27 protein-coding genes and 1 pseudogene are annotated in these 24,959 nt (G+C 65.0%); 13 read left to right on the top strand and 15 right to left on the bottom strand.

The window, feature by feature from the left end; translation table 11 throughout:
• Positions 1-10: 10 nt before the first annotated feature.
• On the top strand, positions 11-793 hold the full coding sequence (locus QX124_RS18460) for a molybdopterin-dependent oxidoreductase (RefSeq protein ID WP_315797903.1): 783 nt from the start codon (positions 11-13) through the stop codon (positions 791-793).
• 302 nt (positions 794-1,095) lie between these two features.
• Positions 1,096-1,602 carry an ImmA/IrrE family metallo-endopeptidase gene (locus QX124_RS18455; RefSeq protein WP_315797902.1) on the top strand — a complete coding sequence of 169 codons (507 nt, stop codon included), beginning with the start codon at positions 1,096-1,098 and terminating at the stop codon, positions 1,600-1,602.
• Between the two features lie 372 nt (positions 1,603-1,974).
• On the opposite strand, the pseudogene QX124_RS18450 reads toward QX124_RS18455, so the two are convergent.
• Positions 1,975-3,253: pseudogene (locus tag QX124_RS18450) on the bottom strand (YbfB/YjiJ family MFS transporter).
• 214 nt (positions 3,254-3,467) lie between these two features.
• On the opposite strand from QX124_RS18450, the gene leuB reads away from it, so the two are divergent.
• The 4 genes from leuB to QX124_RS18430 all read left to right on the top strand — a co-directional run bounded on the left by leuB (position 3,468) and on the right by QX124_RS18430 (position 8,814).
• Positions 3,468-4,580 carry a 3-isopropylmalate dehydrogenase gene (gene leuB / locus QX124_RS18445; RefSeq protein ID WP_315797901.1) on the top strand — a complete coding sequence of 371 codons (1,113 nt, stop codon included), beginning with the start codon at positions 3,468-3,470 and terminating at the stop codon, positions 4,578-4,580.
• A gap of 597 nt (positions 4,581-5,177) precedes the next feature.
• Entirely contained in the window at positions 5,178-6,689 is a 1,512-nt protein-coding gene (locus tag QX124_RS18440; RefSeq protein WP_315797900.1) for a sugar ABC transporter ATP-binding protein, read from the top strand.
• 4 nt (positions 6,690-6,693) lie between these two features.
• Positions 6,694-7,737 (top strand): ABC transporter permease, encoded by a 1,044-nt coding sequence (locus QX124_RS18435; protein WP_315797899.1) that lies wholly within the window; start codon positions 6,694-6,696, stop codon positions 7,735-7,737.
• A 135-nt stretch (positions 7,738-7,872) separates the two neighbouring features.
• Positions 7,873-8,814 (top strand): ABC transporter substrate-binding protein, encoded by a 942-nt coding sequence (locus QX124_RS18430; RefSeq protein ID WP_315797898.1) that lies wholly within the window; start codon positions 7,873-7,875, stop codon positions 8,812-8,814.
• Positions 8,815-9,950: 1,136 nt separating this feature from the next.
• Here the strand turns inward: QX124_RS18430 and QX124_RS18425 are convergent.
• Both QX124_RS18425 and QX124_RS18420 read right to left on the bottom strand, forming a co-directional pair.
• Complete coding sequence (locus QX124_RS18425) at positions 9,951-10,334, bottom strand: hypothetical protein (RefSeq protein ID WP_315740669.1); 384 nt, start codon at positions 10,332-10,334, stop codon at positions 9,951-9,953.
• 228 nt (positions 10,335-10,562) lie between these two features.
• Complete coding sequence (locus tag QX124_RS18420; protein ID WP_315797897.1) at positions 10,563-11,366, bottom strand: hypothetical protein; 804 nt, start codon at positions 11,364-11,366, stop codon at positions 10,563-10,565.
• Between the two features lie 114 nt (positions 11,367-11,480).
• On the opposite strand from QX124_RS18420, the gene QX124_RS18415 reads away from it, so the two are divergent.
• Together QX124_RS18415 and QX124_RS18410 are read left to right on the top strand one after the other, a co-directional pair.
• Positions 11,481-12,515, top strand: a complete 1,035-nt coding sequence (locus QX124_RS18415) for an aspartate-semialdehyde dehydrogenase (protein ID WP_315740740.1) — start codon at positions 11,481-11,483, stop codon at positions 12,513-12,515.
• A gap of 34 nt (positions 12,516-12,549) precedes the next feature.
• The gene (locus tag QX124_RS18410) at positions 12,550-13,092 is read left to right on the top strand and encodes a TIGR00645 family protein (RefSeq protein WP_315770572.1); all 543 of its coding nucleotides are present in this window, start codon (positions 12,550-12,552) and stop codon (positions 13,090-13,092) included.
• Positions 13,093-13,158: 66 nt separating this feature from the next.
• Here the strand turns inward: QX124_RS18410 and QX124_RS18405 are convergent, their stop codons facing one another.
• Positions 13,159-13,803: a carbonic anhydrase gene (locus QX124_RS18405; RefSeq protein ID WP_315797896.1), complete on the bottom strand. Its 645-nt coding sequence runs from the start codon at positions 13,801-13,803 to the stop codon at positions 13,159-13,161.
• 101 nt (positions 13,804-13,904) lie between these two features.
• On the opposite strand from QX124_RS18405, the gene QX124_RS18400 reads away from it, so the two are divergent.
• Positions 13,905-14,783 (top strand): CoA ester lyase, encoded by an 879-nt coding sequence (locus tag QX124_RS18400; RefSeq protein WP_315797895.1) that lies wholly within the window; start codon positions 13,905-13,907, stop codon positions 14,781-14,783.
• A 4-nt stretch (positions 14,784-14,787) separates the two neighbouring features.
• On the opposite strand, the gene QX124_RS18395 is transcribed toward QX124_RS18400, so the two are convergent.
• The 5 genes from QX124_RS18395 to QX124_RS18375 all read right to left on the bottom strand — a co-directional run bounded on the left by QX124_RS18395 (position 14,788) and on the right by QX124_RS18375 (position 17,695).
• Positions 14,788-15,159, bottom strand: a complete 372-nt coding sequence (locus QX124_RS18395) for a cytochrome c (protein ID WP_315781693.1) — start codon at positions 15,157-15,159, stop codon at positions 14,788-14,790.
• Between the two features lie 34 nt (positions 15,160-15,193).
• A complete protein-coding gene (locus QX124_RS18390; RefSeq protein WP_315740675.1) occupies positions 15,194-15,610 on the bottom strand; it encodes a DUF6455 family protein in 417 nt (138 codons plus the stop codon).
• 111 nt (positions 15,611-15,721) lie between these two features.
• Positions 15,722-16,522, bottom strand: a complete 801-nt coding sequence (locus QX124_RS18385) for a hypothetical protein (RefSeq protein WP_315740676.1) — start codon at positions 16,520-16,522, stop codon at positions 15,722-15,724.
• A gap of 81 nt (positions 16,523-16,603) precedes the next feature.
• Positions 16,604-17,206, bottom strand: coding sequence for a 3-isopropylmalate dehydratase small subunit (leuD, locus tag QX124_RS18380; RefSeq protein ID WP_315770564.1), 603 nt, complete (start codon positions 17,204-17,206; stop codon positions 16,604-16,606).
• 90 nt (positions 17,207-17,296) lie between these two features.
• A complete protein-coding gene (locus QX124_RS18375; protein ID WP_315740677.1) occupies positions 17,297-17,695 on the bottom strand; it encodes a metallopeptidase family protein in 399 nt (132 codons plus the stop codon).
• 143 nt (positions 17,696-17,838) lie between these two features.
• Between QX124_RS18375 and QX124_RS18370 the strand changes: the two genes are divergently transcribed.
• The 4 genes from QX124_RS18370 (at position 17,839) to QX124_RS18355 (ending at position 20,029) form a co-directional block, all read left to right on the top strand.
• Positions 17,839-18,147, top strand: a complete 309-nt coding sequence (locus QX124_RS18370) for a hypothetical protein (RefSeq protein ID WP_409997714.1) — start codon at positions 17,839-17,841, stop codon at positions 18,145-18,147.
• Between the two features lie 275 nt (positions 18,148-18,422).
• The gene (locus tag QX124_RS18365) at positions 18,423-18,692 is read left to right on the top strand and encodes a hypothetical protein (RefSeq protein WP_315770562.1); all 270 of its coding nucleotides are present in this window, start codon (positions 18,423-18,425) and stop codon (positions 18,690-18,692) included.
• Positions 18,693-18,786: 94 nt separating this feature from the next.
• A complete protein-coding gene (locus QX124_RS18360; protein ID WP_315740680.1) occupies positions 18,787-19,062 on the top strand; it encodes a hypothetical protein in 276 nt (91 codons plus the stop codon).
• Positions 19,063-19,384: 322 nt separating this feature from the next.
• Positions 19,385-20,029, top strand: a complete 645-nt coding sequence (locus QX124_RS18355; protein WP_315740681.1) for a hypothetical protein — start codon at positions 19,385-19,387, stop codon at positions 20,027-20,029.
• 84 nt (positions 20,030-20,113) lie between these two features.
• Here QX124_RS18355 and QX124_RS18350 read toward each other — a convergent pair whose 3' ends face one another.
• From QX124_RS18350 to rpsP, 6 genes are all read right to left on the bottom strand, one after another.
• Positions 20,114-20,329: a hypothetical protein gene (locus tag QX124_RS18350; RefSeq protein ID WP_315715897.1), complete on the bottom strand. Its 216-nt coding sequence runs from the start codon at positions 20,327-20,329 to the stop codon at positions 20,114-20,116.
• Between the two features lie 191 nt (positions 20,330-20,520).
• On the bottom strand, positions 20,521-21,927 hold the full coding sequence (gene leuC / locus QX124_RS18345; RefSeq protein WP_315797894.1) for a 3-isopropylmalate dehydratase large subunit: 1,407 nt from the start codon (positions 21,925-21,927) through the stop codon (positions 20,521-20,523).
• 448 nt (positions 21,928-22,375) lie between these two features.
• Positions 22,376-22,759: a 50S ribosomal protein L19 gene (gene rplS, locus QX124_RS18340; RefSeq protein ID WP_015663536.1), complete on the bottom strand. Its 384-nt coding sequence runs from the start codon at positions 22,757-22,759 to the stop codon at positions 22,376-22,378.
• Between the two features lie 109 nt (positions 22,760-22,868).
• Positions 22,869-23,645 carry a tRNA (guanosine(37)-N1)-methyltransferase TrmD gene (gene trmD / locus QX124_RS18335; protein WP_315797893.1) on the bottom strand — a complete coding sequence of 259 codons (777 nt, stop codon included), beginning with the start codon at positions 23,643-23,645 and terminating at the stop codon, positions 22,869-22,871.
• 202 nt (positions 23,646-23,847) lie between these two features.
• Positions 23,848-24,441 carry a ribosome maturation factor RimM gene (gene rimM / locus QX124_RS18330; protein WP_315797892.1) on the bottom strand — a complete coding sequence of 198 codons (594 nt, stop codon included), beginning with the start codon at positions 24,439-24,441 and terminating at the stop codon, positions 23,848-23,850.
• Positions 24,442-24,568: 127 nt separating this feature from the next.
• Positions 24,569-24,901, bottom strand: coding sequence for a 30S ribosomal protein S16 (gene rpsP / locus QX124_RS18325; RefSeq protein WP_008964221.1), 333 nt, complete (start codon positions 24,899-24,901; stop codon positions 24,569-24,571).
• Positions 24,902-24,959 lie beyond the last annotated feature (58 nt).

Genomic DNA, 24,959 nt, shown 5'->3' with positions numbered 1-24,959 from the left:
AGAGACAGCCATGGCGAAACGTCCGTTCCTCATTCCCGGCGTCGACAAGCGGCTCCTGATCAAGGACTCGCTGAAGGTGATGCCCGACCTCACGCGGCGCCGCTTCATCACCGGTGGCGCCAGCCTCGGCGCGCTGACCTTGCTCGCCGGCTGCGACGTCGTCGACGGCGACACCGCCGAGGAGCTGCTCAAGAAGGTCTCGAAGTTCAACGACGCGGTGCAGGCCTGGATGTTCAACCCGGATGCGCTGGCGCCGACCTTCCCGGAGAGCGCGATCACCAAGCCGTTCCCGTTCAATGCCTACTACACGCTCGACGAGGCGCCGGAGATCGACGCCGCCGACTGGAAGCTCGAGGTGCGCGGCCTCGTCGACAACAAGAAGTCGTGGACGCTGGATGAGCTGCATGCGCTGCCCCAGGTGACGCAGATCACGCGCCACATCTGCGTCGAGGGCTGGAGCGCGATCGGCTCCTGGACCGGCACGCCGCTGCGCGACTTCCTCAAGCTGATCGGCGCGGACACGCGTGCGAAATATGTCTGGTTCAACTGCGCCGACAAGGACGGCTACAACTCGCCTTTGGACATGCGTACCGCGCTGCATCCGCAGACCCAGATGACCTTCAAGTTCGCCGACCAGATCCTGCCGCGCGCCTACGGCTACCCGATGAAGATCCGCGTCCCCACCAAGCTCGGCTTCAAGAACCCGAAATACGTCGTCGCGATGGAAGTCACCAACGACTACAAGGGCGGCTATTGGGAAGACCATGGGTACAATTCGTTCAGCGGGAGTTGAGGCAGGGTGAACGTTGCGCGGCATGTGTTCGTACGGCCCGAGTGCTTTGGTGGTGAGTCTGAGGCCGCCGCTTCGCCGCGAGGGGCTCCATTTTCTTCTGGCAGCTGGCAAGCGCTATGCTCTTGCGAACATTGGATAATTGTCTCAATCGAGATGGAAGAACTTTAGGTATTTCAATGCGTTACCCTCTAAGGGGGTGGACTTTTCACCTTGGAATGATATCTTAAGGCTCGGGCGAGCCCCGTACGAATACGGAGTCGCAATCAAAAATGGTAAGTTCTTTTCACGATCATTTGGGGAGAATGGCTCCGGACTATCGCTTGGTAATGGCCAAGGCGAGAGAAGTTCTGCGCGCCAACTTTATCTCGGAACCTCCGGTCTCTCCAATCGAGATCGCGCAGAGCTATGGTCTCAAGGTTCTTTTCGCCGACTTTAGTGGAGGCGATATCTCGGATGTGTCGGGTTTTCTTGACCTCGGTGGCTCGACCATTTTCGTCAACAAGGACGAGCCAGCGCGCCGTCAAACCTTTACAATCGCTCACGAGCTAGGCCACGCGCTCTTGCATCGCGATCTTTTTCTGAAGCATCCTGAAGAATACAAGGTTCTCTTGAGGGCGCCAATCGGATTAGAGCGCGACCCTCTAGAGCAGGAGGCAAATGCATTTGCTGCACATCTGCTGGTGCCGGCGGCATTTCTCGAGAAGTATAGCAAGATTGCCAGCAACGCTGAGCTGGCTCGGCTTTTCAACGTTTCAGAAGACGTGATCCGGTTCCGGAAAGCTTATGAGTCAAAATACAAGGCCGCCTGACGTCGCGACGATAAAACGGCAAATCACGGGCGCTTCATCGGAGGCGCCCGTTTCGTATAACGACTCTGCTAATCAGGCTAGGTCGGAAAAAATTGACTTGGACGGCCGAGAGCAGTTCTTCAAATTACGTGGGCGGTGGTCTGCATGGTTGCTAGCATGGATATCGGCGCTATTGGTTCTTGAGGGTTTCATTACACTTGGAATTGGTTTTGGGTGGTTGAACTTTATGGAATACAAGTGGTTCCTTCCAATCGTCTTTGGTGAAAGCTTTCTTCAGATCGTCGCTATGGGCGTTGTAATAGTGAAGTTCTTGTATGCTCCAGCCAAATGATGGCTTGGAGGCTTGAGACAAGTGGAGAGTAGTGGCTGGCCCTACTTGATTGTGCTGCGATCAAACTCTCTCAACTTCCCCTGCATCGCCGCCATCACAGCGCCCAACAGCAACAGCGCCGCCGACACATTCAGCGCATAGGTCAGGCTGCCCATCGCATCGGTGATCGCCCCGACCACGAACGGACCCAACGTCTGGCCGATGCCGAACACGATGGTCAGGGCCGCGATCGCGCGCGACCACGCCGCCTGCGGCAGGTTGAAGCGCACGAACGCGGTGGTTGCCGTGGTGACGGTGGAGAAGGCGACGCCGAAGATCGCGGCCGACAGCGCCAGCATGGCTGGCGAATGGCTGAGCGCCGGCAGCGCGGCGCCGATGGCGTTGATGGTGAGGATGATCGCGGCCGGCATACCGCCGCGATCCAGCGCCAGCACGCGGCGCCACACCCACGGCGTGGTGAAGCCGGCCAGCCCGATCAGGCACCAGAACGCGGACTGGGCGGCGGCGCCGCCGCCGAGGTCGCGGACATAGGCGATCATGAAGGTGAGATAGGCGATGTAGCCGGCGCCATAGAGGAAGTAGCCGAACAGATAGATCGCCATCGGCCGCAGCGAGACCGGGGCTGCGCCGCCGCCGGGCACGGCCGCCATCGCCGGGATCGGCGTCAGCAGCAGCGGCAGGATCAGCACGCAGCCAAGCGCGGTCAGCGCCAGCCAGACGATCCACCACGAGCCAGGCCCGAACGCCTGCAGCACGAACGGCGCCACCAGGCCGGAGGCGACGATGCCGAGCGGCGGTCCGGCATAGAACAGGCTGAGGATGAAGCTCGCCTGGGCCGGCCGCGATTGCGCGATCCGCGCCGCCAGCGTGCCGCCCGCGACGAAGGCGACGCCCGCGCCGATGCCGGTGATCAGCCGCGCCAGGCTGAGCGCGACGAAGTCGCCGGTCAGGGCGCAGACCGCGAGCGAGGCCAGCGCCGCCAGGGTTCCGCCACGCACCGTCGCCGGTGCGCCGATTCGGCCGATCAGACGCGACGCGATCAGCGCGCCGATCAGATAGCCGGCGGCGTTCACGGTGTTCATGAAACCCGCGATAGCCGGCGGCGTTCACGGTGTTCATGAAACCCGCGGCCGAGTACGACCAGTGCAGCGAGTCGCGCATGTCCGGCAGCACCAGCGCATAGGCGAAGCGGCCGATGCCGAGGCCGACGATGGGGCCGAGCGAGAGCGTCAGGTTGAGCCGCGCCGGATGGGCCGGAGGCGGATCGGGCGTGGGATTCAGCAAGACATGCTCCGGCGCAGCGATCGTCCGGCAGTCCATGCTCTCTAGCGGCGATCCTGGAGAACATAGCAGCTCGGCGCGCCGGTCCAGAAGACGTGCGGCGGCAATGGTGGCTTGCCAACCGTGCAGGAGGGCTTTAGCACTCCGCGCGGATTTTCGTTCCCGTCATTGCCGGTTTGGCCGGCAATCCGGCCAAGAATGCTGGATGCCCGCGCAACGCCCGGGCATGACAAGCCCCGCGAGGACAACGACCATGGCGACCCACAAGCTCCTTTTGCTGCCCGGCGACGGCATCGGCCCCGAAGTGATGGCGGAGGTGAAGCGGCTGATCGGCTGGCTCAACGCCAAGGGCCTGGCCTCGTTCGAGACCGAGGACGGCCTGGTCGGCGGCGCCGCCTATGACGCCCATGGCGCGTCGATCTCCGAGGCCGACATGGCCAAGGCGAAGGCTGCGGACGCCATCATCTTCGGCGCCGTCGGCGGCCCGAAATGGGATGGCGTTCCCTACGAGCTCCGCCCCGAGGCGGGCCTCTTGCGCCTGCGCAAGGATCTCGGCCTGTTCGCCAATCTGCGCCCCGCCGTGTGCTACCCGGCGCTCGCCGATGCCTCCAGCCTGAAGCGCGAGATCGTCGAGGGGCTCGACATCATGATTGTGCGCGAGCTCACCGGCGGCGTGTATTTCGGCGAGCCCAAGACCATCACCGATCTCGGCAACGGCCAGAAGCGCGCCGTCGATACCCAGGTCTACGACACCTATGAGATCGAGCGCATCGCCCGCGTGGCCTTCGACCTCGCGCGCAAGCGCCGCAACAAGGTGACGTCGATGGAGAAGCGCAACGTCATGAAGTCGGGCGTGCTCTGGAACGAGGTCGTCACGGCGGTTCACAACCGCGAATACAAGGACGTCACGCTCGAGCATCAGCTCGCCGATTCCGGCGGCATGAACCTGGTGAAATATCCGAAGATGTTCGACGTCATCGTCACCGACAATCTGTTCGGCGACATGCTGTCGGACATCGCGGCGATGCTGACCGGCTCGCTCGGCATGCTGCCGTCGGCTTCGCTCGGCGAGGTCGACGCCAAGACCCACAAGCGCCGCGCGCTGTACGAGCCGGTGCACGGCTCGGCGCCGGACATTGCCGGCAAGGGTCTCGCCAACCCGATCGCGATGCTGACGTCGTTCGGCATGGCGCTGCGCTACTCCTTCGACATGGGCGCGCTCGCCGACAAGCTCGACGCCGCCATCGCCGCCGTGCTGGCGTCAGGCCTGCGCACCGCCGACATCAAGGCGGAAGGCTCGACGCCGGCGTCGACCACGCAGATGGGCGAGGCGATCATCAAGGAGCTGGAGAAGCTCACGGCGTAGGCGGAGCCGAGGTTCCGCCGCGCCGAAGGTGCACTCCCCTCCCCCTTGCGGGGAGGGGTTGGGGGTGGGGGTCCCCACCCAGCGACACGGCCGTGTGCACCATCTCACCTTGCCCAGACCGTCCTGTTCATTATCGACCTCGAGGCGTTTCATCCGAAGCACCTCTATCGCTCGTCTCAAAACGAACTCATCAGAGAGCATCGCCCGGGGATCCCCACCCCCGACCCCTCCCCGCAAGGGGGAGGGGGGCTCACCGTCGTTGTCGAGATCGCGCAAATCCAACGCACGACGTGTTCGATCTCGCCACCGGGCGCGTCGTCGCTATTCCGCGGTCGCGTCCTGCATGCGCATCGCAAGGCCTGTCGATTTTACCTATAGACTTTCATCCCCGGACGAATAGCCTGACCACAACGCCGCGCCATTGAATGGACGCGGTCTCGTACGCGTTCGACATGATGCGTGCGAAGGCCGGGGAGGATGAATGTGATCGCGCTTGCGATGCGATATGTCGCTCGCCGTGCATGGTGTCGCCGCCAATGTCGCGACCATCGCCCCGTGGCGATTGTACGCGACCTCCCTCACCACATGCGCTGACGCATGAGCGCGCCGCTCATCTCCGTTCATGGCCTGTGCAAGAGCTTCCCCGGCGTCCGGGCGCTGCACAATATCAGGTTCGAGCTGCGCGCAGGCGAGGTCCATGCCGTGATGGGCGAGAACGGCGCCGGCAAGTCGACCTTGATGAAGATCCTGGCCGGCGTCTACCGCAAGGACTCCGGCGAGATCATCTACGACGGCGCGAGCGTCGATTTTCCGAGCCCGCGCGAGGCGCAGGCCGCCGGCATCGGGATCATTCATCAGGAGCTGCAGCTGATGAACCACCTCACGGTGGCGCAGAACATCTTCATCGGGCGCGAGCCGATGAAGGCGTTCGGGCTGCTGCTGGACGAGGACAGGCTCAACCGGCAGGCGGCCGAGCTGCTTGCCCAGCTCAATCTGTCGATCGACCCGCGCACGACAGTCGGCGGGCTGACGGTGGCCAGGCAGCAGATGGTGGAGATCGCCAAGGCGCTGTCCTTCAACTCGCGCGTCCTGATCATGGACGAGCCGACCGCCGCGCTGAACAATCGCGAGATCGCCGAGCTGTTCAAGATGATCCGCGCCTTGAAGGCACGCGGCGTCGGCATCGTCTACATCTCCCACAAGATGGACGAGCTGAAGCAGATCGCCGATCGCGTCACCGTGCTGCGCGACGGCGAGTATGTCGCGACGGTGCCGGCCGAGAGCACCACGATCGAGACCATCATCGGCATGATGGTCGGGCGCAGCCTGAGCGATGCGCGCGTGGCGGGCACGGCGCCGGCCGGCGAGATCGCGCTCGAGGTGCGCAGGCTGAATTGCGGGCCGCTGGTCCGCGACGTCAGCTTCACCTTGCGCAAGGGCGAAATCCTCGGCTTTGCTGGACTGATGGGCGCCGGCCGCACCGAGGTCGCGCGCGCGATCTTCGGCGCCGACGCCGTTCCGTCCGGGGATATTCTCGTCGACAATCGCAAGGTGACGATCCGCTCGCCGGCGCATGCGGTCGCCCACGGCATCGGCTATCTCTCCGAGGACCGCAAGCGCTTCGGCCTCGCCACCGGCATGGACGTCGAATCCAACGTCGTGATGTCGAACCTCGCGAACTACCTTGCAATGAAGTTCGTGCTCAGGAAGCGCGCGATCCGCGACACCGCTGGCCGCTTCATCCGGATGCTGAACATCCGCACGCCTTCGGTGTCGCAGCAGGTTCGCCTGCTTTCCGGCGGCAACCAGCAGAAGATCGTGATCGCCAAATGGCTCGATCGTGATTGCGACATCCTGTTCTTCGACGAGCCGACCCGCGGCATCGACATCGGCGCCAAGAACGAGATCTACCGCCTGCTCCGCTCGCTGGCCGACCAGGGCAAGGCGATTGTGATGATCTCGTCGGAGCTTCCCGAGGTGATCAGGATGAGCGATCGCATCGTCGTGATGTGCGAGGGCCGCATCACCGGCGAGCTGTCGCCGGACGAGGCCACGCAGGAGCGGATCATGCAGCTGGCCACGCAGCGCGAAACCATGAAGGCAGGCTGACGGCATGAGCGACCCGGCATTGGTCAAGGACCACAAGGACAGTCTCGCGGCGCCCGGGTCCGGTGCGATGGCCGCGCTGCGGCGCCGGCTGCTCGGACCTGCGGCGCTGCAGAAGCTGCTGGCCTTCGCGAGCCTGGTGCTGCTGCTGGTCTATTTCAGCTTCGCCTCGCCGGCCTTCATGCAGACCGACAACATGATCAACATCCTGCAGGCGACCGCGGTCAACGGCGTGCTGGCGATCGCCTCGACCTTCGTGATCATCACCGCCGGCATCGACTTGTCGGTCGGCACGCTGATGACCTTCTGCGCCGTGATGGCGGGTGTGTTCCTCACCTATTGGGAGCTGCCGATGTGGACGGGCATCGTCGCGGCCATCGCCACCGGCGCGCTGTCAGGCGCCGTGTCGGGCACGGTCATCACCAAGATGAAGGTGCCGCCGTTCATCGCGACGCTCGGCATGATGCTGGTGCTGAAGGGGCTGGCGCTGGTCGTCTCCGGCAGCAAGCCGATCTATTTCAGCAACACCGAGAATTTCTCGATGATCTCGCAGGACTCGCTGCTCGGCACTGTCGTTCCTGCCCTGCCGATTCCCAACGCGGCCCTGATCCTGTTCGTGATGGCGGTGCTGGCGGCCGTCGTTCTCAACCGCACCGCGCTCGGCCGCTACACCTTCGCGATCGGCAGCAACGAGGAGGCGGTGCGGCTGTCCGGCGTCAATGTCGACCGCTGGAAGATCGTCATCTATGGCCTCGGCGGCGCCATCTGCGGCGTGGCCGGGCTACTGCTCGCCTCGCGCATCAACTCCGCGCAGCCGGCACTCGGCCAGGGCTATGAGCTCGATGCGATCGCCGCCGTCGTCATCGGCGGGACGTCGCTGAGCGGCGGTACCGGCACCATCCTCGGCACCATCATCGGCGCCTTCATCATGAGCGTGCTGACCAACGGGCTGCGAATCCTGTCGGTGGCCCAGGAATGGCAGTTCGTCGTCACCGGCATCATCATCATTCTCGCCGTCTACGCCGACATGCTGCGCCGAAACCGCGCCTGACCCTTCAAGGAGGACCAGCTACCAGCACCGCTACGACGTCGCGCTGAAGATTGCGCTGCCCGCCGACAGCGAGCGGCCACGACCACGATCATCAATGTAACGATAAGGTCACTGAAGAGAGCAGAGGAAACACCAATGTTGAGCAAGCATCTCCTCGGCGTCGCGCTCGGCGCCGTCATGGTCGCGGGAGTGTCCGCGAGCGCGCGCGCCGACGATGTCTACATCCCCCTTGTCTCCAAGGGCTTCCAGCACCAGTTCTGGCAGGCCGTGAAGCTCGGCGCCGAGCAGGCCGCGAAGGCCGCCAACGTCAAGATCACCTTCGAGGGGCCGGAGACCGAGGCCATGGTCGACAAGCAGATCGACATGCTCTCGGCGGCGCTCGCCAAGAAGCCGCAGGCGATCGGCTTCGCCGCGCTCGATTCCAAGGCAGCGATTCCGCTGCTGAAGAAGGCCGATGCGGGCAAGATCCCGGTGATCGCCTTCGACTCCGGCGTCGACAGCGACATTCCGTTGACGACCTGCACCACCGACAACCTCGCCGCGGCCGGCCTCGCCGCCGACAAGATGGCGGACATGATCGGGGATGCCGGCGACGTCGCTGTCGTCGTGCACGACCAGACCAGCCGCACCGGCATCGATCGTCGCGACGGCTTCCTGAAGCGCATCAAGGACAAGCATCCGAACATCAAGATCGTCAGCGTGCAGTATGGCGGCGGCGATCAGTTGAAGTCGACCGAGATCACCAAGTCGATCCTGCAGGCCAATCCGAACCTCAAGGGCATCTTCGGCGCCAACGAGGGCTCCGCGATCGGCGTGCTGAACGGCGTCAAGGAGATGAAGAAGAAGATCGTCGTGATCGGCTACGATTCCGGCAAGCAGCAGAAGGCGGCGATCACCTCGGGCGAGATGGCGGGCGCGATCACGCAAAATCCGATCGGCATCGGCAGCTGCACCGTGGAGTCAGCGGTCAAGGCGTTGAAGGGCGAGAAGCTGCCGAAGGTCACCGACACCGGCTTCTACTGGTACGACAAGTCCAACATCACCGATCCGAAGATCGCGGCGGTGCTGTACGATTGAGACGGGTGCGAGGTCGGGCCGGATGATCGCATATGATGATCTGAGTTTGTGGCGGTCCATCTCCGCGTCGTCATGGCCGGGCTCGTCCCGGCCATCCACGTCGCGAGGCATCCCGGGAAGGACGTGGATGCCCGGGACAAGTCCGGGCATGACGGAGTAGCCAACTCGCACGCTTGCTTGTCGCGACTGCTCGTCGGGCAAATCGGATCAGCTCTCGGGTGCGATCGATGGCGATTGACGGAGGTTGCCGGTCGTCCCGTGGCTCTATTCCCTTCGCGGCGAAGAACTTATTTCGCCCGCGATTTCAATCTCGTCCGCTCGATCAGTCGGACTCCGTCAAAAATTTCACTTTCGTTTTTCCAGAATCCATGGTCTTCTCCCTCCATCCCGCTTCGCTTGCGAGGGGCGTTTCGCGATCGTCACGAGGCGCGAGGCGGGAATGCGGTGGCCGCGAGGGCTCGCAGCATGTCCTAGGGGCATGCGGACGAACGAGGCTCTTGCGGACGTGAAGCTGCGTGGTCCTGGCGCCCCGATGCTGGCGCCAAGTCGTCGGGCGATGATCCCGAAGGCGACGGTGGCTAACAGGCCGGACACCGGGGAGAGCGCACATAAGCGTGAAGACCATCGCGCAGGGAAGGCCGGGTCATGCCGGCTGTACCTGTGGTTCCTGCCCCGTGCACTTTTTCCGCACGGGGGCCACGGGCCTCAGCCGAGGCCCGGCCTTCCCTGCGCCCTCTGCAAGGAGAGGGCGATCAGACGAGCAAAGACTCGGACGCGAAAGCGGGTGCGAGGATGGCCAGTCGTGCCGAAAATTCCGGTGTCGTCCCGGCGAACGCCGGGACCCAGACTCCCCGACATGGGTGTGAGGCACGCTGGAGCGATGAGAACGGGCGGTCATGCCGGCCGGTGGTTATGGATCCCGGCGTTCGCCGGGATGACACTGAGGGGTGGGTGCAGGCTGGCCTCCATCGGCGTGTAGCGATGTGTCAGCCATGTCTCCGAACGGTCGTCTCACACGTTCGAAATCGAGCAGTGACCAGCTCATGATCGATGACGACGCGATGGAACGTCAGCGCGGCAAAACAGCAAAAAGCCGGGCGGGGCCCGGCCTTGATGATCTGACGATGCGGCCGCCCTCAGTAGGGGATCGGAATCCGGGTCGGGTAGCCGCCGAGATCGGACGGCGCCATCAGCGGCTGGCGGTCGATCGGCCGGTTCAGATTCTCGCGCGCGAACGACGGGTAGCCGACAGCCGGCGGGAACGCATAGTCCGAGAACTTGCGGTCGCCCGGAAGCACCTCGGTGCCGCCGTCGAGGAACGAGCGGCGGGTGATGTAGATGCGGGTGCGCGGGCCGGACTGGTAGGAATAGTTCGGATTGCCGTTGTTGGTGACGGCAACGGCACGGCGCTTGGTGGTGGCGGCATCCGCCGAGGTGGCGGCAAGAGACGTGACGGCAAGGCCCGTCGCGGCGATCACCGCCAAGGCCATGACCCGGGTCGCAGCAGGAAATTCGATCATCACGTCCTCTTCCTCGCGCCAAAAGGGGCGGGCGCTCGCCATGCGCATGATTTGGCCCGCACAATATCTGGGTCGGCTGTGGCATCACAAGGTCATTCCCGCGGCCGCACCGAAGATAAATTCCCGCTGTGGCGGGAAAGTTGCATCAAAATCCGTCACTTGGCTGCCGATGTGGACGCCCGAATGGGGCGCGGTCACGCCCAGCAACATCCGGACGCAGGCGGACATTCACAGCGCGCCGCGCAGCCTCGGATTGGCGGTCGAAGTCACCCAATCGCCGCTGCCGCTGGCGATGGCGGGTTCGTCGCAGCCGCCGCGCCGCTGATCGGTCCCCATGAAAAGCTGGCTCAGGGCCCGGTTCTGGTCGGGCGCCAGCAGGGTCAGCCGGTTGAGCATGCAGCCGACCATGGCGCGGCGCGCCGGCATCGTCACGCCCTGGCACGACCAGCCGGAGATCCGCAAGCTCGGCTCGGCGATGGTCTTGAGAAAGCCGAGGCAGGCTCCGGCGCCCTCGGGAGCCCCAGCCCGCCGCACCAGGCTGACCGGTCCGAACCGGCTGTCGATCACGCCGGCGGTCTCGAGCTCGGTGGCGGTGCCCTGTCCCATCCGGAGGGCGAGATCGGCGCGCGGGTCGTGGCGCGCATCGCGCTCCACGCCGAGCCGGTAGACTTCCAGTTCGGCGGCCGGGCGATCGGCGGGTTCGCCCCAGCGCAACACGTCCTTGCGGCCGCCTTCGGGATGGATGAGCACGGTGTAGGTGGCGGTCCTGTCGGGCTGGTCGGCGAGACGGAGCGAGAACGCCGGCACGGCGCCGTCGGCCAAGGTCCAGCCGGCGCGGCCGGGCGACGTGTCATCGCCGCCGTCGAGATGGTTCCAGCCGGCCACGCCGAGCATGGCGATCAGCGCCAGAGCCCCCACATAGGCGAACAGGCGCGCAAATGTGCCGCAGACCTCGTCCGCGAAGCTCTGGAGCCCCTGCAGGACGGACGCGGATCGGGGCGCTGCGGCTGTTCTGGCCGAATCGGACTGCATCGAATGCGAGACATCGTGGTAACGTTGTGTCAGGGACGTTTCTCGCATAGAAGCGCTGCCGCTTCCGTTTCCGCCTGGTTGCGCGATCGGCCATATTTCTTCGGAGAGTGAATGATGGGTTACAAAGTCGCAGTGGTCGGCGCGACCGGCAATGTCGGACGGGAAATGCTCAATATTCTCGATGAGCGCCAGTTTCCGGCGGACGAGGTCGTGGCGCTGGCGTCACGCCGCAGCGTCGGCGTCGAGGTGTCCTATGGCGACCGCACCCTGAAGGTCAAAGCGCTCGAGCACTACGATTTTGCCGACGTCGACATCTGCCTGATGTCGGCCGGTGGTTCGGTGTCGAAGGAGTGGTCGCCCAAGATCGGCGCCGCCGGCGCGGTCGTGATCGACAACTCGTCGGCCTGGCGCATGGATCCCGACGTGCCGCTGATCGTGCCGGAGGTGAATGCCGACGCCGCCGCCGGCTTCAACAAGAAGAACATCATCGCCAACCCGAACTGCTCGACGGCGCAGCTCGTCGTCGCGCTGAAGCCGCTGCACGACAAGGCGAAGATCACGCGCGTCGTGGTGTCGACCTATCAGTCGGTGTCCGGCGCCGGCAAGGATGCGATGGACGAATTGTTCTCGCAGACCAAGGCCGTCTACACCAATGACGAGCTGGTCAATAAGAAGTTCCCCAAGCGCATCGCCTTCAACGTCATTCCGCAGATCGACGTCTTCATGGAAGACGGCTTCACCAAGGAAGAGTGGAAGATGATGATGGAGACCAAGAAGATCTTGGATCCGAAGATCAAGCTGACCGCGACCTGCGTGCGCGTGCCGGTGTTCGTCGGCCACTCCGAAGCCGTCAATGTCGAGTTCGAGAATCCGATCACGGCGGACGAGGCCCGCAACATCCTGCGCAACGCGCCGGGCTGCCTCGTCATCGACAAGCACGAGCCGGGCGGCTACGTGACGCCCTACGAGGCGGCCGGCGAGGACGCGACCTATATCAGCCGCATCCGCGAGGACGGCACGGTCGAGAACGGTCTCGCCTTCTGGTGCGTGTCCGACAACCTGCGCAAGGGCGCGGCGCTGAACGCGATCCAGATCGCGGAGGTCTTGATCAACCGCAAGCTGATCACGGCCAAGAAGAAGGCGGCCTGAGCGGAGACGTCGTCAGGGTGGGACGCGGGACACGATGAGCGAGAAGGTGCCGCCGGAAGCCGCCAAGCACGTCCCGGGTCCGGTCGAGCGCGGCCTCGAAGGCTTCCTGTTCAAGAGCCGCTGGCTGATGGCGCCGTTCTATGTCGGCCTCGTCATCAGCCTCGCGGTGCTCTTGTTCAAGTTCGTGTTGCTGCTGTGGGAGAGCGTCATTCATCTGCCCACCGCCAAGGAAAGCGACATCATCCTCGGCGTGCTCAGCCTGATCGACGTCTGCCTGACCGGCAATCTCGTGCTGATCGTGGTGTTCTCGGGCTACGAGAACTTCGTCTCGCGCATCGATCCCGGCGGCCATCCGGACTGGCCGGAATGGATGACCAAGGTCGACTTCGCCGGGCTGAAGCAGAAGCTGCTCGCCTCGATCGTCGCGATCTCGGCGATCCAGCTGTTGAAGGCGTTCATGAATCTCGACGCCGGCTACGACTCGACCAAGCTCGCCTGGCTGGTCGGCGTGCACATGACCTTCGTGGTGTCGACGGTGATGCTCGCGCTGTCGGACCGCTGGTCGGGTGATCATTGAACAGGGACGAATAGCGAGGAGCGAATGGCGAATAGGGCCGGTGAACTCCTCGCTACTTCCCATTCGCTATTCGCCAGCGCGCGCGCTCTTGAATTCCTTGGCCGCCTTGTCGAGCACGAACAGCGAGCCCTCGGCGACGCCGAAATAGGCCCCATGGAGCTGCAGGTCGCCGGCCTCGACCCGGCTGCGGACGAAGGGGAACGTCATCAGGTTCTCGAGGCTACGGAACACCGCGGCCTTCTCGATCCGGGTGACGAAGTCCTGGAAACTCTCATGCGTGCGCTGCTCGACGATCTCGCCGGGCTTGATGAACATCGACATCCAGCGGCCGATGAAATCGCCGGGCGACAACGGCGCCGCCTTGTCGACGAAGGCGCGGATGCCGCCGCATTGGGCATGGCCCAGGATGACGATGTGCTTCACCTTCAGCACGGTGACGGCGTATTCCAGCGCCGCCGACACGCCGTGCGCGTTGGCGTCGGGCTGATAGATCGGCACCAGATTGGCGATGTTGCGCAGCACGAACAATTCGCCGGGGCCGACGTCGAAGATCACCTCGGGCGAGACGCGCGAGTCGCAGCAGCCGATCACCATGACTTCGGGCGACTGGCCGCGCTCCGAGAGCTCGAGGTAACGGCTCTGTTCGGTCGGCAGGCGTTGGGTGGCGAAGGCGCGATAGCCTTCGAGCAGGCGTTGCGGAAACGAGATCATGGACCTTGCCTAAACACATGCGCCTTCCGGGAACAAGCCTTTCGGCCTGGCTCCCGAAATGGTATCGCGGGCCGCGTCGATAAACCAAGGGAAACGCCGAAATGATCCGCCCGCGCCGCAGTCTCCTGTTCATGCCCGGCTCCAATGCGCGTGCGTTGGAGAAGGGGCGGAACCTGCCGGCCGACGGGCTGATCCTCGATCTCGAGGATTCGGTGGCGCCGGATGCCAAGGCCGCCGCCCGCGACCAGATCGCCAAGGCGGTGGCGGCCGATGGCTACGGCAAGCGGGAACTGCTGATCCGTATCAACAGCCTGGATACGGCGTGGTGGAGCGACGACGTCGCCATGGCCGGACAAGCGGCGACCGACGGCATCCTCGTTCCCAAGGTGTCGACCGTCGAGGACCTTCGTCTGGTCACGGATCGTCTGGCCGAGGTCGGGGCAGATCCGGCGCTGAAGGTCTGGGCCATGATCGAGACGGCGCGCGCCGTGCTCGATGCCGATCTGCTCGCGGCCACGGTGCATGAGCCGGGCTCGCGGCTCGCCGGCTTCGTGTTCGGTCCCAATGACATCTCGCGCGAGACCCGCATCCGCATGCTGCCGGGCCGCTCCACGATGCTGCCGATGATCAGCCACTGCATCCTGGCGACGCGGGCCCATGGGCTGGAGATTCTGGACGGGCCTTACAGCGACTTCGCCAACACCGACGGCTTCGCGCAAGAATGCATCCAGGCCCGCGATCTCGGCTTCGATGGCAAGACGCTGATCCATCCCGGCCAGATCGATGCCTGCAACGCGATCTTCACGCCGCCGGCCGACGAGGTCGCCGCGGCACGCAAGATCATTGCCGCGTTCGAGCTGCCGGAGAATGCTTCGCGCGGCGCGATCCAGATCGACGGCCGCATGGTCGAGCGGCTGCATACCGAGATGGCGCGGCGCACGATCGCGATCGCCGATGCGATCGCGGCTGTGGCGAAGTGAGGCGTCAGATGCGGCGGAGACTGAGGATGTAGTTGACCAAGTCGCCGCGCTGCTCGGCGGTCAGGATGACGTTGGGCATCGTCGGGTGGCTGCTCTGCAGGAACACCTTGAGCGACAGCTCGGTGGTCGAGGGCATGTTGGCGACGGCCACAAAGTCGGGGGCGGTCGTGGTCTGGCTTCGCGCGCCGCTCGTGTCGATGGCGTGGCAGGTGCTGCACCAGGCCTCCGCCAGCTTGCGGCCGGCCTGCACGCTGTCGGCCGCGGGCGTCACGCCGCCGGCATTGTGCAGCCGGATCAGCAGCATCGCGCCGAGCGCGAGCAGGATCGCGACGCCGACATGGAGCCAGGTGTTGCGGTACAGTTTGGGCAGGCTCATCGCGTTGCTTCGCTCAGTGGGAGGGAGACGGCGATCAGTGCTTGACCGCGGCGGTGCCCAGGCGGTCGATGGTCGGGGCGTTGAGGCAGTACTCCTCATAGTGCTCGGCGCTCGTGCCGGCGGCAAGATCGCGATGGCAGCGCGGCTTGTCCTTGCACATGGCGCAGACGCGCTCCATGTCGCGCAGCACCAGCGGCTCGGCGCGCCCCAGCGAGGCTTCGTCGATGCCGAGCGCCTTCAGCATCCGGGGCAGCTCGTCGGCGGCGTGCTCGCCGTGACGGACCAGCTCGTCGAGATCCGCCGGTGTGACCTGCAGGTCCATCGCGATGCGCTCGAAATCGTCGCGGTCCAGCTGCCGGATCTCGCTCAGCTCACGCCGGTGTCGGAGCCATTGCGCGAACGTATCGATCAGGAACTGAACCCGCGGATAGGGCTTGGCGTCTACGGTCATGACACGTCTCCGATGATTGTTCGCAATCAATCACCGGGTGGACGCGCGGACGTTGCGGTAGATCAAGCAGCGAATCGGTCCTGCGCAGGCTGCAAAGCTGCGCGGCGAAGGTCAGCGCGGGGCAAATCGCTCGGCCGCCCACGCATAGAGGCTGCCAGGGATCGGCGCCTCGCCGCCGCGGCCCTTCGGCGAGATGTGCAGGCCGATGATCGCGGGATCGCCGATCAGGCCGGAGAAGTCAGAGGGATCGAAGAACGCCTTCGGCTCGGCATGGACAGCGTAGAAGCTGCGCTTCGGCAGCGCGTGGCGCAGCGAGCCGTGGCGGCGGGCCAGCGCCGTCAGCGCGGCAGGGCCGAAGATGGCGACGCGGATGTCCGAGAGGCGGTCGGAGCCGCCGCGCAGGCGGCGCATCGCATAGGTGAGGCGATGACGCAGCGACAGCCAGTTCGGCGTCAGCTCGTCCTGCGCCATCAGCGCAGCGAACTCGGCGACGATCGGATCGTCCGGCGGCAGGTAGAGCACGGAGTTGCCGAGCTGCCGCGGACGCTCCCAGGCGAAGTAGGGCAGAGCCGGATCGATCTCGACCGGCCTGAGCAGCAGCACGTCGGCATCGAGCCAGAGGCCGGCGCGCTGTGCCATCAGCCGCATCCGGAAGAAGTCGCTGAACTGCAAGGTGGTCCAATCGCGCCAGCTGCCGTCGGGCTGCGGCGGCCTGAGACGTTCGGAGAATGCGTAAGGAAGGACCGCCTCGGCCTCGGCATTGCCGACGCCGTCGGGCAGGCCGGGCAGCGGATCGAAGCTGTAGACGGTGACCTTGTGGCCGGCGGCGAGCTGCGAGCGCAGGCAGGTCTGGCGCAGCCGGTCGAGCGGCCCGCGCCAGAAGGTGACGACCTCGGGCAATACACGCGTCAACGGCGGACCTGCTGGGCTGCTCTCGAAACAAGGCCCCGGACGAGGTCCGGGGCCCGCGAACTCTCTGCCTTCAAGCGGGGCTCAGGCCCAGGCGCGCTCGGCCAGCTTGGCCTCGTAGCTGTCGATCGAGGCCTTCTTCTCCAGCGTCAGCCCGATGTCGTCGAGCCCATTGAGCAGGCAGTGCTTGCGGAACGGATCGATGTCGAACTTGACGGTGCCGCCGTCGGGGCCGCGGATCTCCTCGTTGGCGAGATCAACCGTCAAGGTCGCGTTGGCACCGCGCTCGGCGTCGTCGAACAGCTTGTCGAGATCGGCCTGCGACACGCGGATCGGCAGAATGCCGTTCTTGAAGCAGTTATTGTAGAAGATGTCGCCGAACGAGGTCGAGATCACGCAGCGGATGCCGAAATCGAGCAGCGCCCAGGGGGCGTGCTCGCGGCTCGAGCCGCAGCCGAAATTGTCGCCGGCGACCAGGATCTTGGAATTGCGGTAGGCCGGCTGGTTGAGGACGAAATCCGGGTTCTCGCTGCCGTCGTCCTTGTAGCGCTGCTCCGAGAACAGGCCCTTGCCGAGGCCGGTGCGCTTGATGGTCTTCAGGTACTGCTTGGGGATGATCATGTCGGTGTCGACATTGATGATCTTCAGCGGCGCGGCGACGCCTTCCAGCGTGGTGAACTTGTCCATCGGGGCACCTTCGAGAATACGGGCAGGCCGCTGTTTAGCCCGAACGGCAGGGCGGATAAAGTCAAAATCCCGGTGCTATCGGCCGGGTCGTCAGTCGACGGACGCCTCGATCGCCTCCATGTCGTCGTCGGACATTCCGAAATGGTGGCCGATTTCGTGGATCAGGACGTGGCGGACGATGTGCCCAAGACTCTCGTCGTGCTCGGCCCAGTAATCCAGGATCGGACGGCGGTAGAGCCAGATCATGTTGGGCAGCCGGGGCAGGTCGTCATTGCTGCGAAACGGCAGTCCCGTGCCCTGGAACAGGCCGAGCAGGTCGAACTCGCTTTCGGCCTGCATCTCGTCGAGCACCTCCTCGGTCGGAAAGTCGTCGACCCGGATGATGACGCCCTCGCAAAGCCTGCGAAAATGCTCGGGCAGACGCTCGAACATCTCGTGCGCCATGACTTCCATGTCGGCGAGCGATGGGGCTTTCAGATCCGTCCACATTGCCGCCTTCTAGCCCGGCTTTGATCATCTTGCATCTTGGTTCTATGACATGTGGGGCGGCGCCGGTTGACGCAGGGGATGAAAACGGCGACCGTCTTGGCGCGCGAATTGGGGGTTGGGGACAGATGAGACAGATGTCGATGGTGCTGGCCGGGACGGCGCTGGCCGCGGCGGTCGTGATCTCGATCTCGGCGGGAGCGCAAGCGGAGCAGGCCGCGGGCGTACGCGGCGCCGTCCAGAGCGAGATGAGCACGGATCTCTCCGCGCAGCGTCGGCAACGACGGATCCAGATCTATCCGCGCTACGAGGGCCATTGGCAGCCCGATGTGGTGCCGCGCTTCAATCCGGGTCCGAACGCGGTTCGTGTATGCGATGCCACCTATGTTCCAGAGCATCGGCCGAGCGGCACCGTGATCGTCCCGCATATGAGTTGCGTCTGGCGACGCGGCTGACTGCTGGTCCCGCGCACTGCGCTGCTTGGCGGCGCGGCGAGGCGCGGATCGAGCGCGGCGACGTCACCGTCCGGACACAGTGCCGATATGTCGCGCACTGCGGTGGAACCATGTGCGACATATCGGCATTCTGCTCCTGCGCAGGTCTTCATGTCCCATTCACGTCGCTCGTTCGAGACTGGTCTGCGTCGCGCTGCTGCGGCCGCCCTTCAGGCAACTGACAAGGCGGAATGTACGGTGCCGGACGTGATGTCAGGCGATCGAGGGAGAAGTTCATGACTGTGATGAAGCTGTTGGGCATCGCGGCGGTTGGCGCCGTTCTCGCGATGGCTGCCCCCGCCGAACGCGCGCAGGCGCTGTCGCTGATCAATCCGGGCACCGCGACCGCGGTGCAGCAGGGCACGGCGCAGGAGACCACGCAGGCGCATTGGCACGGCCGCCACCATTGGCATCCCCGGCGCCACTACTATCCTCGGCATTACTATCATCCGCGGCATCACTGGCGGCCGCATCACTACGGATATCGCCATCACGGCCGCTGGTAAGCCGCGCTTTCCGGCCGATCGAGACAATGACCGAAATCAAACAGGCCCGCTTTGCGGGCCTGTACGTTGATGGGGGCTGACAACGAGGTTCGCCATGAAACCATCAGTCAACAGAACCTGGCTCGGGATCGGCATCGTCACGGTGGCGATGCTGCTCGCGAGTTCCGCTGCCACCTCTCCTGTCGCCGCAGGCCCCGCCGTCACGCAGGCGCGTCAGACCGCAACGGATCCTGGCCCGCGCCGGGAGGGTCGCAGAGTGAAGCCCGTGGTGTCGACGGCGGAGGTGCCCCACTATCTTGACCGTCCCACGGACTACGCGCCGGCCTATCCGCCGGGCCCCTTGGTTCTATTCACGCCGTTCTACGATTGAGGCCATGTCAGCGCGTCGCGTTCGCGGAGCAAATGCCTGCGCGTGGTTAGTTGCGAAGTCCCCGCACGAGCAGCGCGTCAGCCCTTGCGTCGGCATCCGTGATCCTGAGTTGCACAACGACGTAGAGGCTCACGTGCATCTCCTCCGCCGCGACGCCACGCCGCAGATGCGCGTACACCGTGCATCACTGACGAGCATCATTCATGCCGCATTCACGTCGCTATCTCTACGTTCATGTTGGGGCGCGCCAATCCACCGATCGGACGACCAGCATCGGCGCTGCATGGGTCCATCGTTGCACGGCATTCAGGGAGAAGGGACCATGATGAGGATGAAGGACCAGCGCGCTGGTCTGGCTCGTCGCCTCAGTCTTGCGGCGGCGACATTGTTTCTCTTGGCCGGCGCGTCCGGCCGGCCGGCGCTTGCGATGTCGCCGGTGAGTCCCGGCGCCGGACCTGCGACGCAGGCGCCCTCCGACGTGTTGGCTGTTCAGGTCCGAGGCCCCGGCGGCCATGGCGGGGGTGGCGGCGGCGGACATCCCGGCGGTGGTGGATTTCATGGCGGACCGGCCTTCCACGGCGGCGGCGGTGGCCCAGCGTTCCATGGCGGCGGCGGCCACGCCTTCGGAGGCGGTGGTCCGCGTCCCGTCTTCCACGGCGGCGGCCCGGCCTTTCACGGCGGATTCGGCCCGCGGCCGGTGTTCCATGGCGGCGGCTATCATTATCGTCCACACTATGCCTACCGGCCGTACTTCCATCACCACCGTCGGCACTTCTACGGCTATCGCAGCTACTACACGCCGGTCTATACGTCGGGCTACTACTATCCTTATCGCCGTTGTCGCGTCGTCTGGACCTATTACGGGCCGCGCCGCATCTGCCACTATCGGCATTGGCGGGGTCATCACTGGCGTCCTTATCACCGGTGGCATCATCGCCACCACCGGCACCATTGGCGCTACTACTGACGGTGTCTGAAGTTCGAACGAGACAGAGAAGGACGCTCAACGGCGTCCTTCTCTCATTTCAAGGGGATGAGTGGGGCGCGGCGGTCAGAGCCAGTCCTTGAACTGCCAGTTCCTCACGCTCAGCTTCCAAGGCACCAGCGTTTCCAGGCGCCATTTGGCAAAGCGGCCGGGCGGCCAGTTCGACAGCCGCCGCTCCTCCTTCGGAGCCTCGGGCTGGGCAATGATCTTGGCGGGCGGTGTCTTGCGGCGTTGGCGCGTCGCATCACGGATGAGGTCGACGTATTCCGGCTTGTCGGCCATGTCAGGCTCCTCGGCACGTTCCTCTGCAGACGCAGCGCGTCCGGCGGTAGGATTGTGCGCGCTGAGACTTAAGAAGCCATTGCCGAACTGTGTCGATGTTGAGGTGAAATGAAAAACGCGACGGCTGGGTGAAGCCATCGCGCTCGTTTGTAGACCGGCCGCCGTGCCGGATGTGAAGCAGCGAGATGACGTCAGCGCCAGTCGCGCACGTCGACAAAGTGTCCTGCGATCGCGGCCGCCGCAGCCATCGCCGGCGACACCAGGTGGGTGCGGCCCTTGAAGCCCTGGCGTCCCTCGAAATTTCGGTTCGAGGTCGAGGCGCAGCGCTCTTCGGGCGCCAGCTTGTCCGGGTTCATGGCGAGGCACATCGAGCAGCCTGGCTCGCGCCATTCGAAGCCGGCCTTGATGAAGATCTTGTCGAGGCCCTCGGCTTCCGCCTGCTCCTTGACGATGCCCGAGCCCGGCACGACCATCGCATTGACGTGGCCGCTCACGGTCTTGCCCTCGGCGATCTTGGCGGCAGCGCGCAGATCCTCGATGCGGCCATTGGTGCAGGAGCCGATGAAGACGCGGTCGAGCTTGATGTCGGTGATCTTGGTGCCCGCGGTCAGGCCCATGTACTTCAGCGCGCGATGCTTGGAGATGCGCTTGGCCTCGTCGGCGATCTTGTCCGGATCGGGCACAACGCCGGTTACCGAGATCACGTCCTCGGGCGAGGTGCCCCAGGTCACGATCGGCGGCAGCTTGGCGGCGTCGAGCCGGAGCTCATGGTCGAAATGTGCGCCGTCGTCGGAGCGCAGCGTCTCCCAGTAGCGCATCGCCGCATCCCAGGCCGCGCCCTTCGGCGCCTTGGGACGGCCGCGCAGGAAGTCGAACGCCTTCTGGTCGGGCGCGACCAAGCCGGCTCGTGCGCCGCCCTCGATCGACATGTTGCAGACGGTCATGCGGCCTTCCATCGACAGCGCGCGGATGGCGTCCCCGGCATATTCCAGCACGTAGCCGGTGCCACCGGCGGTGCCGATCTCGCCGATGATCGCGAGGATGATGTCCTTGCCCGTGACGCCGTCCGGCAATTGGCCGTCGACCGTGACGCGCATGTTCTTGGCCTTCTTCTGGATCAGCGTCTGCGTCGCCAGCACGTGCTCGACCTCGGACGTGCCGATGCCGTGCGCCAACGCGCCGAACGCGCCGTGCGTCGAGGTGTGGCTATCCCCGCAGACGATCGTGGTGCCGGGCAGCGTGAAACCCTGCTCGGGGCCGATGACGTGAACGATGCCCTGGCGGCGGTCGAACTCGTTGTAATATTCGATGCCGAATTCCTTGGCGTTCTCGGCGAGCGCCTTGATCTGCTCGATGCTCTCCGGATCAGGGTTCGGCTTGGTGCGGTCGGTGGTCGGCACGTTGTGGTCGACGACGGCGAGCGTCTTCTCCGGTGCATGCACCTTGCGGCCGGTGGCGCGTAGGCCTTCGAACGCTTGCGGCGAGGTGACCTCGTGCACCAGGTGACGGTCGATGTAGAGCAGGCAGGTGCCGTCCTCGGCTTCGTGCACCAGATGGTCGTTCCAGATCTTGTCGTACAGCGTAGTGGGTTTCGACATGAGCGAATGCTCCCGGGAATTTAAGGTTTGAAACAGGACGCGTGAGGGGCACGCGTGAACAATCAGGAATGGCGCTGCGGCTTACAGCGCGCGCCTAAGCTCTGATGTCGCCGAGGTGGCGAAGCGTCCGAAGAACCGCCCGGGCAGCCGGCGGCGATCGTCGATGACGACGCGGCGACAGGCCATGCTGGTGCGATCTAGAACCATTTCAGAGGGATATATAGCACGCACGCCGGGGAGTGCGAGATGCGTTTGTCGCGGTGAGGACGCGCGATCTCTCCGCCGCCATTCCGGGCGCGTCGAAGACGCGAACCCGGAATCCCGAGGTGATCAGGCCATCTTGAGATTCCGGGCTCAGCCCCTTCGGGGCTGCCCCGGAATGACAGCAGCGTAAAAGAAAAAGCGCGGGACCAGCCCGCGCTCTCCGTCAACCCACTGAAAGCAACGATTACTCGTTGACGGCGGTCTGCTGCCGGTCCTGCTTCTCGACGATGCGGGCCGACTTGCCGCGCAGCTGACGCAGGTAATACAGCTTGGCGCGACGCACCTTGCCGCGGCGCACGACCTTGATCGAATCGATCATCGGGGAGAGGATCGGGAACACGCGCTCCACGCCCTCGCCATAGGAGATCTTGCGCACGGTGAAGCTCTCGTTGATGCCGCCGCCGGACCGGCCGATGCAGACGCCCTCATAGGCCTGCACGCGCGTGCGCTCGCCTTCGACCACCTTCACGTTGACGATCACGGTGTCGCCTGGGCCGAACTCCGGAATGGTCTTGTTGGCGGACAGCTTGTCGAACTGCTCTTTTTCGAGCTGCTGAATCAGGTTCACGGGTAAATCTCCATCGGCGGCGCGCCCAGCCGGGTCACGCGGGGGCTGCGCTTGTTCCTGCCGTCACTTGCGGAATTGGGCGCTCCTATAAGCCAAAGCGCGAGGCTTGTCACCCGTCTGTCGTGCTTTTTGGCTCTTTTTGGCCGGTCCCTCTTTGTTCTCGGCCGTCGCGCGCCTGCCATTCGGCCCACAAATCCGGCCTTCGCGCTTCAGTCAGCGCCTCGGCCTGGGCGCGGCGCCAAGCGGCGACCTTGGCGTGGTCACCCGAGGTGAGCACATCCGGAATGGTCCGGCCTTCGAATAGCTGGGGCCGGGTGTATTGCGGGTATTCAAGTAGGCCATCGGAAAAACTCTCGTCGGTGCCCGATTCGAGCTTGCCCATCACGCCTGGGAGCAGCCGGACGCAGGCGTCAATCAGCACCAGGGCGGCGATCTCGCCGCCCGACAGCACGTAGTCGCCGATCGAGACCTCGGTCAGCGAGCGGGCATCGATGACGCGCTGGTCGATGCCTTCGAAGCGACCGCAGACGATCAGCGGGCCTGGACCGGCCGCGAGCTCGCGGACGAAGGCCTGTGTCAGGGGCCGACCGCGCGGACTCATCAGCAGCCTCGGCCGCTCAGGCGCGATGGCAGCGGCGTCGATCGCGGCGGCCAGCACGTCGGCCCGCAGCACCATGCCGGGCCCGCCGCCGGCGGGGGTGTCATCGACGCTGCGGTGCTTGTCGGTGGCCGACGCCCGGATGTCGCGCGCCTCCAGCGCCCAGATGCCGGACGCCAGCGCCCGGCCGGCCAGGCTGACGCCAAGCGGCCCTGGGAACATCTCCGGGAACAGGGTAAGCACGGTGGCGTGCCAGGGCGTGGGAGGGGCGGAAGGCGAAGCGGTCATGATGCTCTGTTACGGCACCGGCGCGGTGAGATCGAGCCCCCGCAGCGGCGCTGGCCAACTGATGCAACTCTCCATTACCGGTGTCGTCCCGGACAAGCCGTGACGCGTACCCGCGCGTCGCGGCGCCGATCCGGGACCCATACTGCGTGATGTTTGAAACAGGCAGGCGGTCAATCCCGCGTGAACCAACCAGCTGCGGTGGTTATGGGTCCCCGCTTTCGCGGGGACGACGAGCGGAGTTTGAGGCGGCGTCGTCTTGATCCGAGGCCAACTCATCCGAGGCCGATTCATCATCGCCCTCGATCTCCGCTGGCAGCTCGATGATCACGCGGCCGCCGGCAAGATCGACCGTCGGCACCACCGCATTGGTGAACGGCAGCATCAATGTGTTGCCCGAGGGCGGGGCGATCTCGATGATGTCGCCGGCGCCGAAATTATGGATGGCGAGCACGCGGCCGAGCTGCGCGCCGTCAGCGGTCTCCGCGGCGAGGCCGATCAGGTCGGCGTGGTAGTATTCGTCGTCAGCCGTCTCGGGCAGGCGGTCTCTGGGCACGTAGAGCTCGAGCCCGTTGAGGCGTTCGGCCGCATTGCGGTCGGTGACGCCCTTGATGGTTGCGACCAGATGGTCCTTGGCCTCGCGCGCTTTCGCGACCTCGAACGAACGGCTGCCGTCCTTGGTCGTGAGCGGGCCGTAATGCAGCACGGCCAGCGGATCCTCGGTGAAAGCCCATAAGCGAACCTCGCCGCGCACGCCGTGCGCGGCGCCGATTCTGGCGACACAAATGAGCTTGGACATCAGCGTGCCTCGTCCTTCGAGACGCGCTCGAACGCGCGCTCCTCAGGAGGAGGAGCCAGTTCCTCATGCTGAGGAGCACGGCGCAAGCCGTGCGTCTCGAAGCATGAGTCCGCGCTCGTCAACGACCTTAGCCCTTGGCGGCGGCTTCGGCCTGCGCCTTGCGCTCCTTGCGCGGCACGGCCTTGATCGGGTTCTGGCGGGCTTCGCGCTTCTTGACGCCGGCGGCGTCGAGGAAGCGGGCGACGCGGTCGGACGGCTGCGCGCCCTTGGCGAGCCAGCCCTTCACCTTCTCCATGTCGAGCTTGAGGCGCGCCTCGTTGTCCTTCGGCATCAGCGGATTGAAGTAGCCGAGACGCTCGATGAACCGGCCGTCACGCGGGAAGCGCGAGTCGGCGACGACGACGTGATAGACCGGGCGCTTCTTGGTGCCGGCACGGGCGAGACGGATAACGACGGACATGAAAGTTCTCCTTTGAGGTCGATATATCGGTTTGAAAGTTGGAAGAGGTCGTCATTGG

It is taken from the genome of Bradyrhizobium sp. SZCCHNRI3043 (assembly GCF_032377735.1).
Lineage (GTDB): Bacteria > Pseudomonadota > Alphaproteobacteria > Rhizobiales > Xanthobacteraceae > Bradyrhizobium.
This window is presented reverse-complemented; position numbering and strand designations above follow the sequence as displayed.

What these genes read in the sequence shown, in the direction of transcription:
- QX124_RS18365 (WP_315770562.1), top strand. Translation starts at nt 18,423, where the DNA reads ATGACTGTGATGAAGCTGTTGGGCATCGCGGCGGTTGGCGCCGTTCTC.
- QX124_RS18355 (WP_315740681.1), top strand. Translation starts at nt 19,385, where the DNA reads ATGATGAGGATGAAGGACCAGCGCGCTGGTCTGGCTCGTCGCCTCAGT.
- leuD (WP_315770564.1), bottom strand. Translation starts at nt 17,206, where the DNA reads ATGGACAAGTTCACCACGCTGGAAGGCGTCGCCGCGCCGCTGAAGATC.
- QX124_RS18405 (WP_315797896.1), bottom strand. Translation starts at nt 13,803, where the DNA reads ATGATCTCGTTTCCGCAACGCCTGCTCGAAGGCTATCGCGCCTTCGCC.
- QX124_RS18410 (WP_315770572.1), top strand. Translation starts at nt 12,550, where the DNA reads ATGAGCGAGAAGGTGCCGCCGGAAGCCGCCAAGCACGTCCCGGGTCCG.
- QX124_RS18420 (WP_315797897.1), bottom strand. Translation starts at nt 11,366, where the DNA reads ATGCAGTCCGATTCGGCCAGAACAGCCGCAGCGCCCCGATCCGCGTCC.
- QX124_RS18430 (WP_315797898.1), top strand. Translation starts at nt 7,873, where the DNA reads ATGTTGAGCAAGCATCTCCTCGGCGTCGCGCTCGGCGCCGTCATGGTC.
- leuB (WP_315797901.1), top strand. Translation starts at nt 3,468, where the DNA reads ATGGCGACCCACAAGCTCCTTTTGCTGCCCGGCGACGGCATCGGCCCC.
- QX124_RS18395 (WP_315781693.1), bottom strand. Translation starts at nt 15,159, where the DNA reads ATGAGCCTGCCCAAACTGTACCGCAACACCTGGCTCCATGTCGGCGTC.
- QX124_RS18360 (WP_315740680.1), top strand. Translation starts at nt 18,787, where the DNA reads ATGAAACCATCAGTCAACAGAACCTGGCTCGGGATCGGCATCGTCACG.
- QX124_RS18435 (WP_315797899.1), top strand. Translation starts at nt 6,694, where the DNA reads ATGAGCGACCCGGCATTGGTCAAGGACCACAAGGACAGTCTCGCGGCG.
- QX124_RS18390 (WP_315740675.1), bottom strand. Translation starts at nt 15,610, where the DNA reads ATGACCGTAGACGCCAAGCCCTATCCGCGGGTTCAGTTCCTGATCGAT.
- QX124_RS18415 (WP_315740740.1), top strand. Translation starts at nt 11,481, where the DNA reads ATGGGTTACAAAGTCGCAGTGGTCGGCGCGACCGGCAATGTCGGACGG.
- QX124_RS18455 (WP_315797902.1), top strand. Translation starts at nt 1,096, where the DNA reads ATGGCTCCGGACTATCGCTTGGTAATGGCCAAGGCGAGAGAAGTTCTG.
- QX124_RS18460 (WP_315797903.1), top strand. Translation starts at nt 11, where the DNA reads ATGGCGAAACGTCCGTTCCTCATTCCCGGCGTCGACAAGCGGCTCCTG.
- QX124_RS18425 (WP_315740669.1), bottom strand. Translation starts at nt 10,334, where the DNA reads ATGATCGAATTTCCTGCTGCGACCCGGGTCATGGCCTTGGCGGTGATC.
- rpsP (WP_008964221.1), bottom strand. Translation starts at nt 24,901, where the DNA reads ATGTCCGTCGTTATCCGTCTCGCCCGTGCCGGCACCAAGAAGCGCCCG.
- leuC (WP_315797894.1), bottom strand. Translation starts at nt 21,927, where the DNA reads ATGTCGAAACCCACTACGCTGTACGACAAGATCTGGAACGACCATCTG.
- QX124_RS18400 (WP_315797895.1), top strand. Translation starts at nt 13,905, where the DNA reads ATGATCCGCCCGCGCCGCAGTCTCCTGTTCATGCCCGGCTCCAATGCG.
- trmD (WP_315797893.1), bottom strand. Translation starts at nt 23,645, where the DNA reads ATGACCGCTTCGCCTTCCGCCCCTCCCACGCCCTGGCACGCCACCGTG.
- QX124_RS18440 (WP_315797900.1), top strand. Translation starts at nt 5,178, where the DNA reads ATGAGCGCGCCGCTCATCTCCGTTCATGGCCTGTGCAAGAGCTTCCCC.
- QX124_RS18350 (WP_315715897.1), bottom strand. Translation starts at nt 20,329, where the DNA reads ATGGCCGACAAGCCGGAATACGTCGACCTCATCCGTGATGCGACGCGC.
- rimM (WP_315797892.1), bottom strand. Translation starts at nt 24,441, where the DNA reads ATGTCCAAGCTCATTTGTGTCGCCAGAATCGGCGCCGCGCACGGCGTG.
- QX124_RS18375 (WP_315740677.1), bottom strand. Translation starts at nt 17,695, where the DNA reads ATGTGGACGGATCTGAAAGCCCCATCGCTCGCCGACATGGAAGTCATG.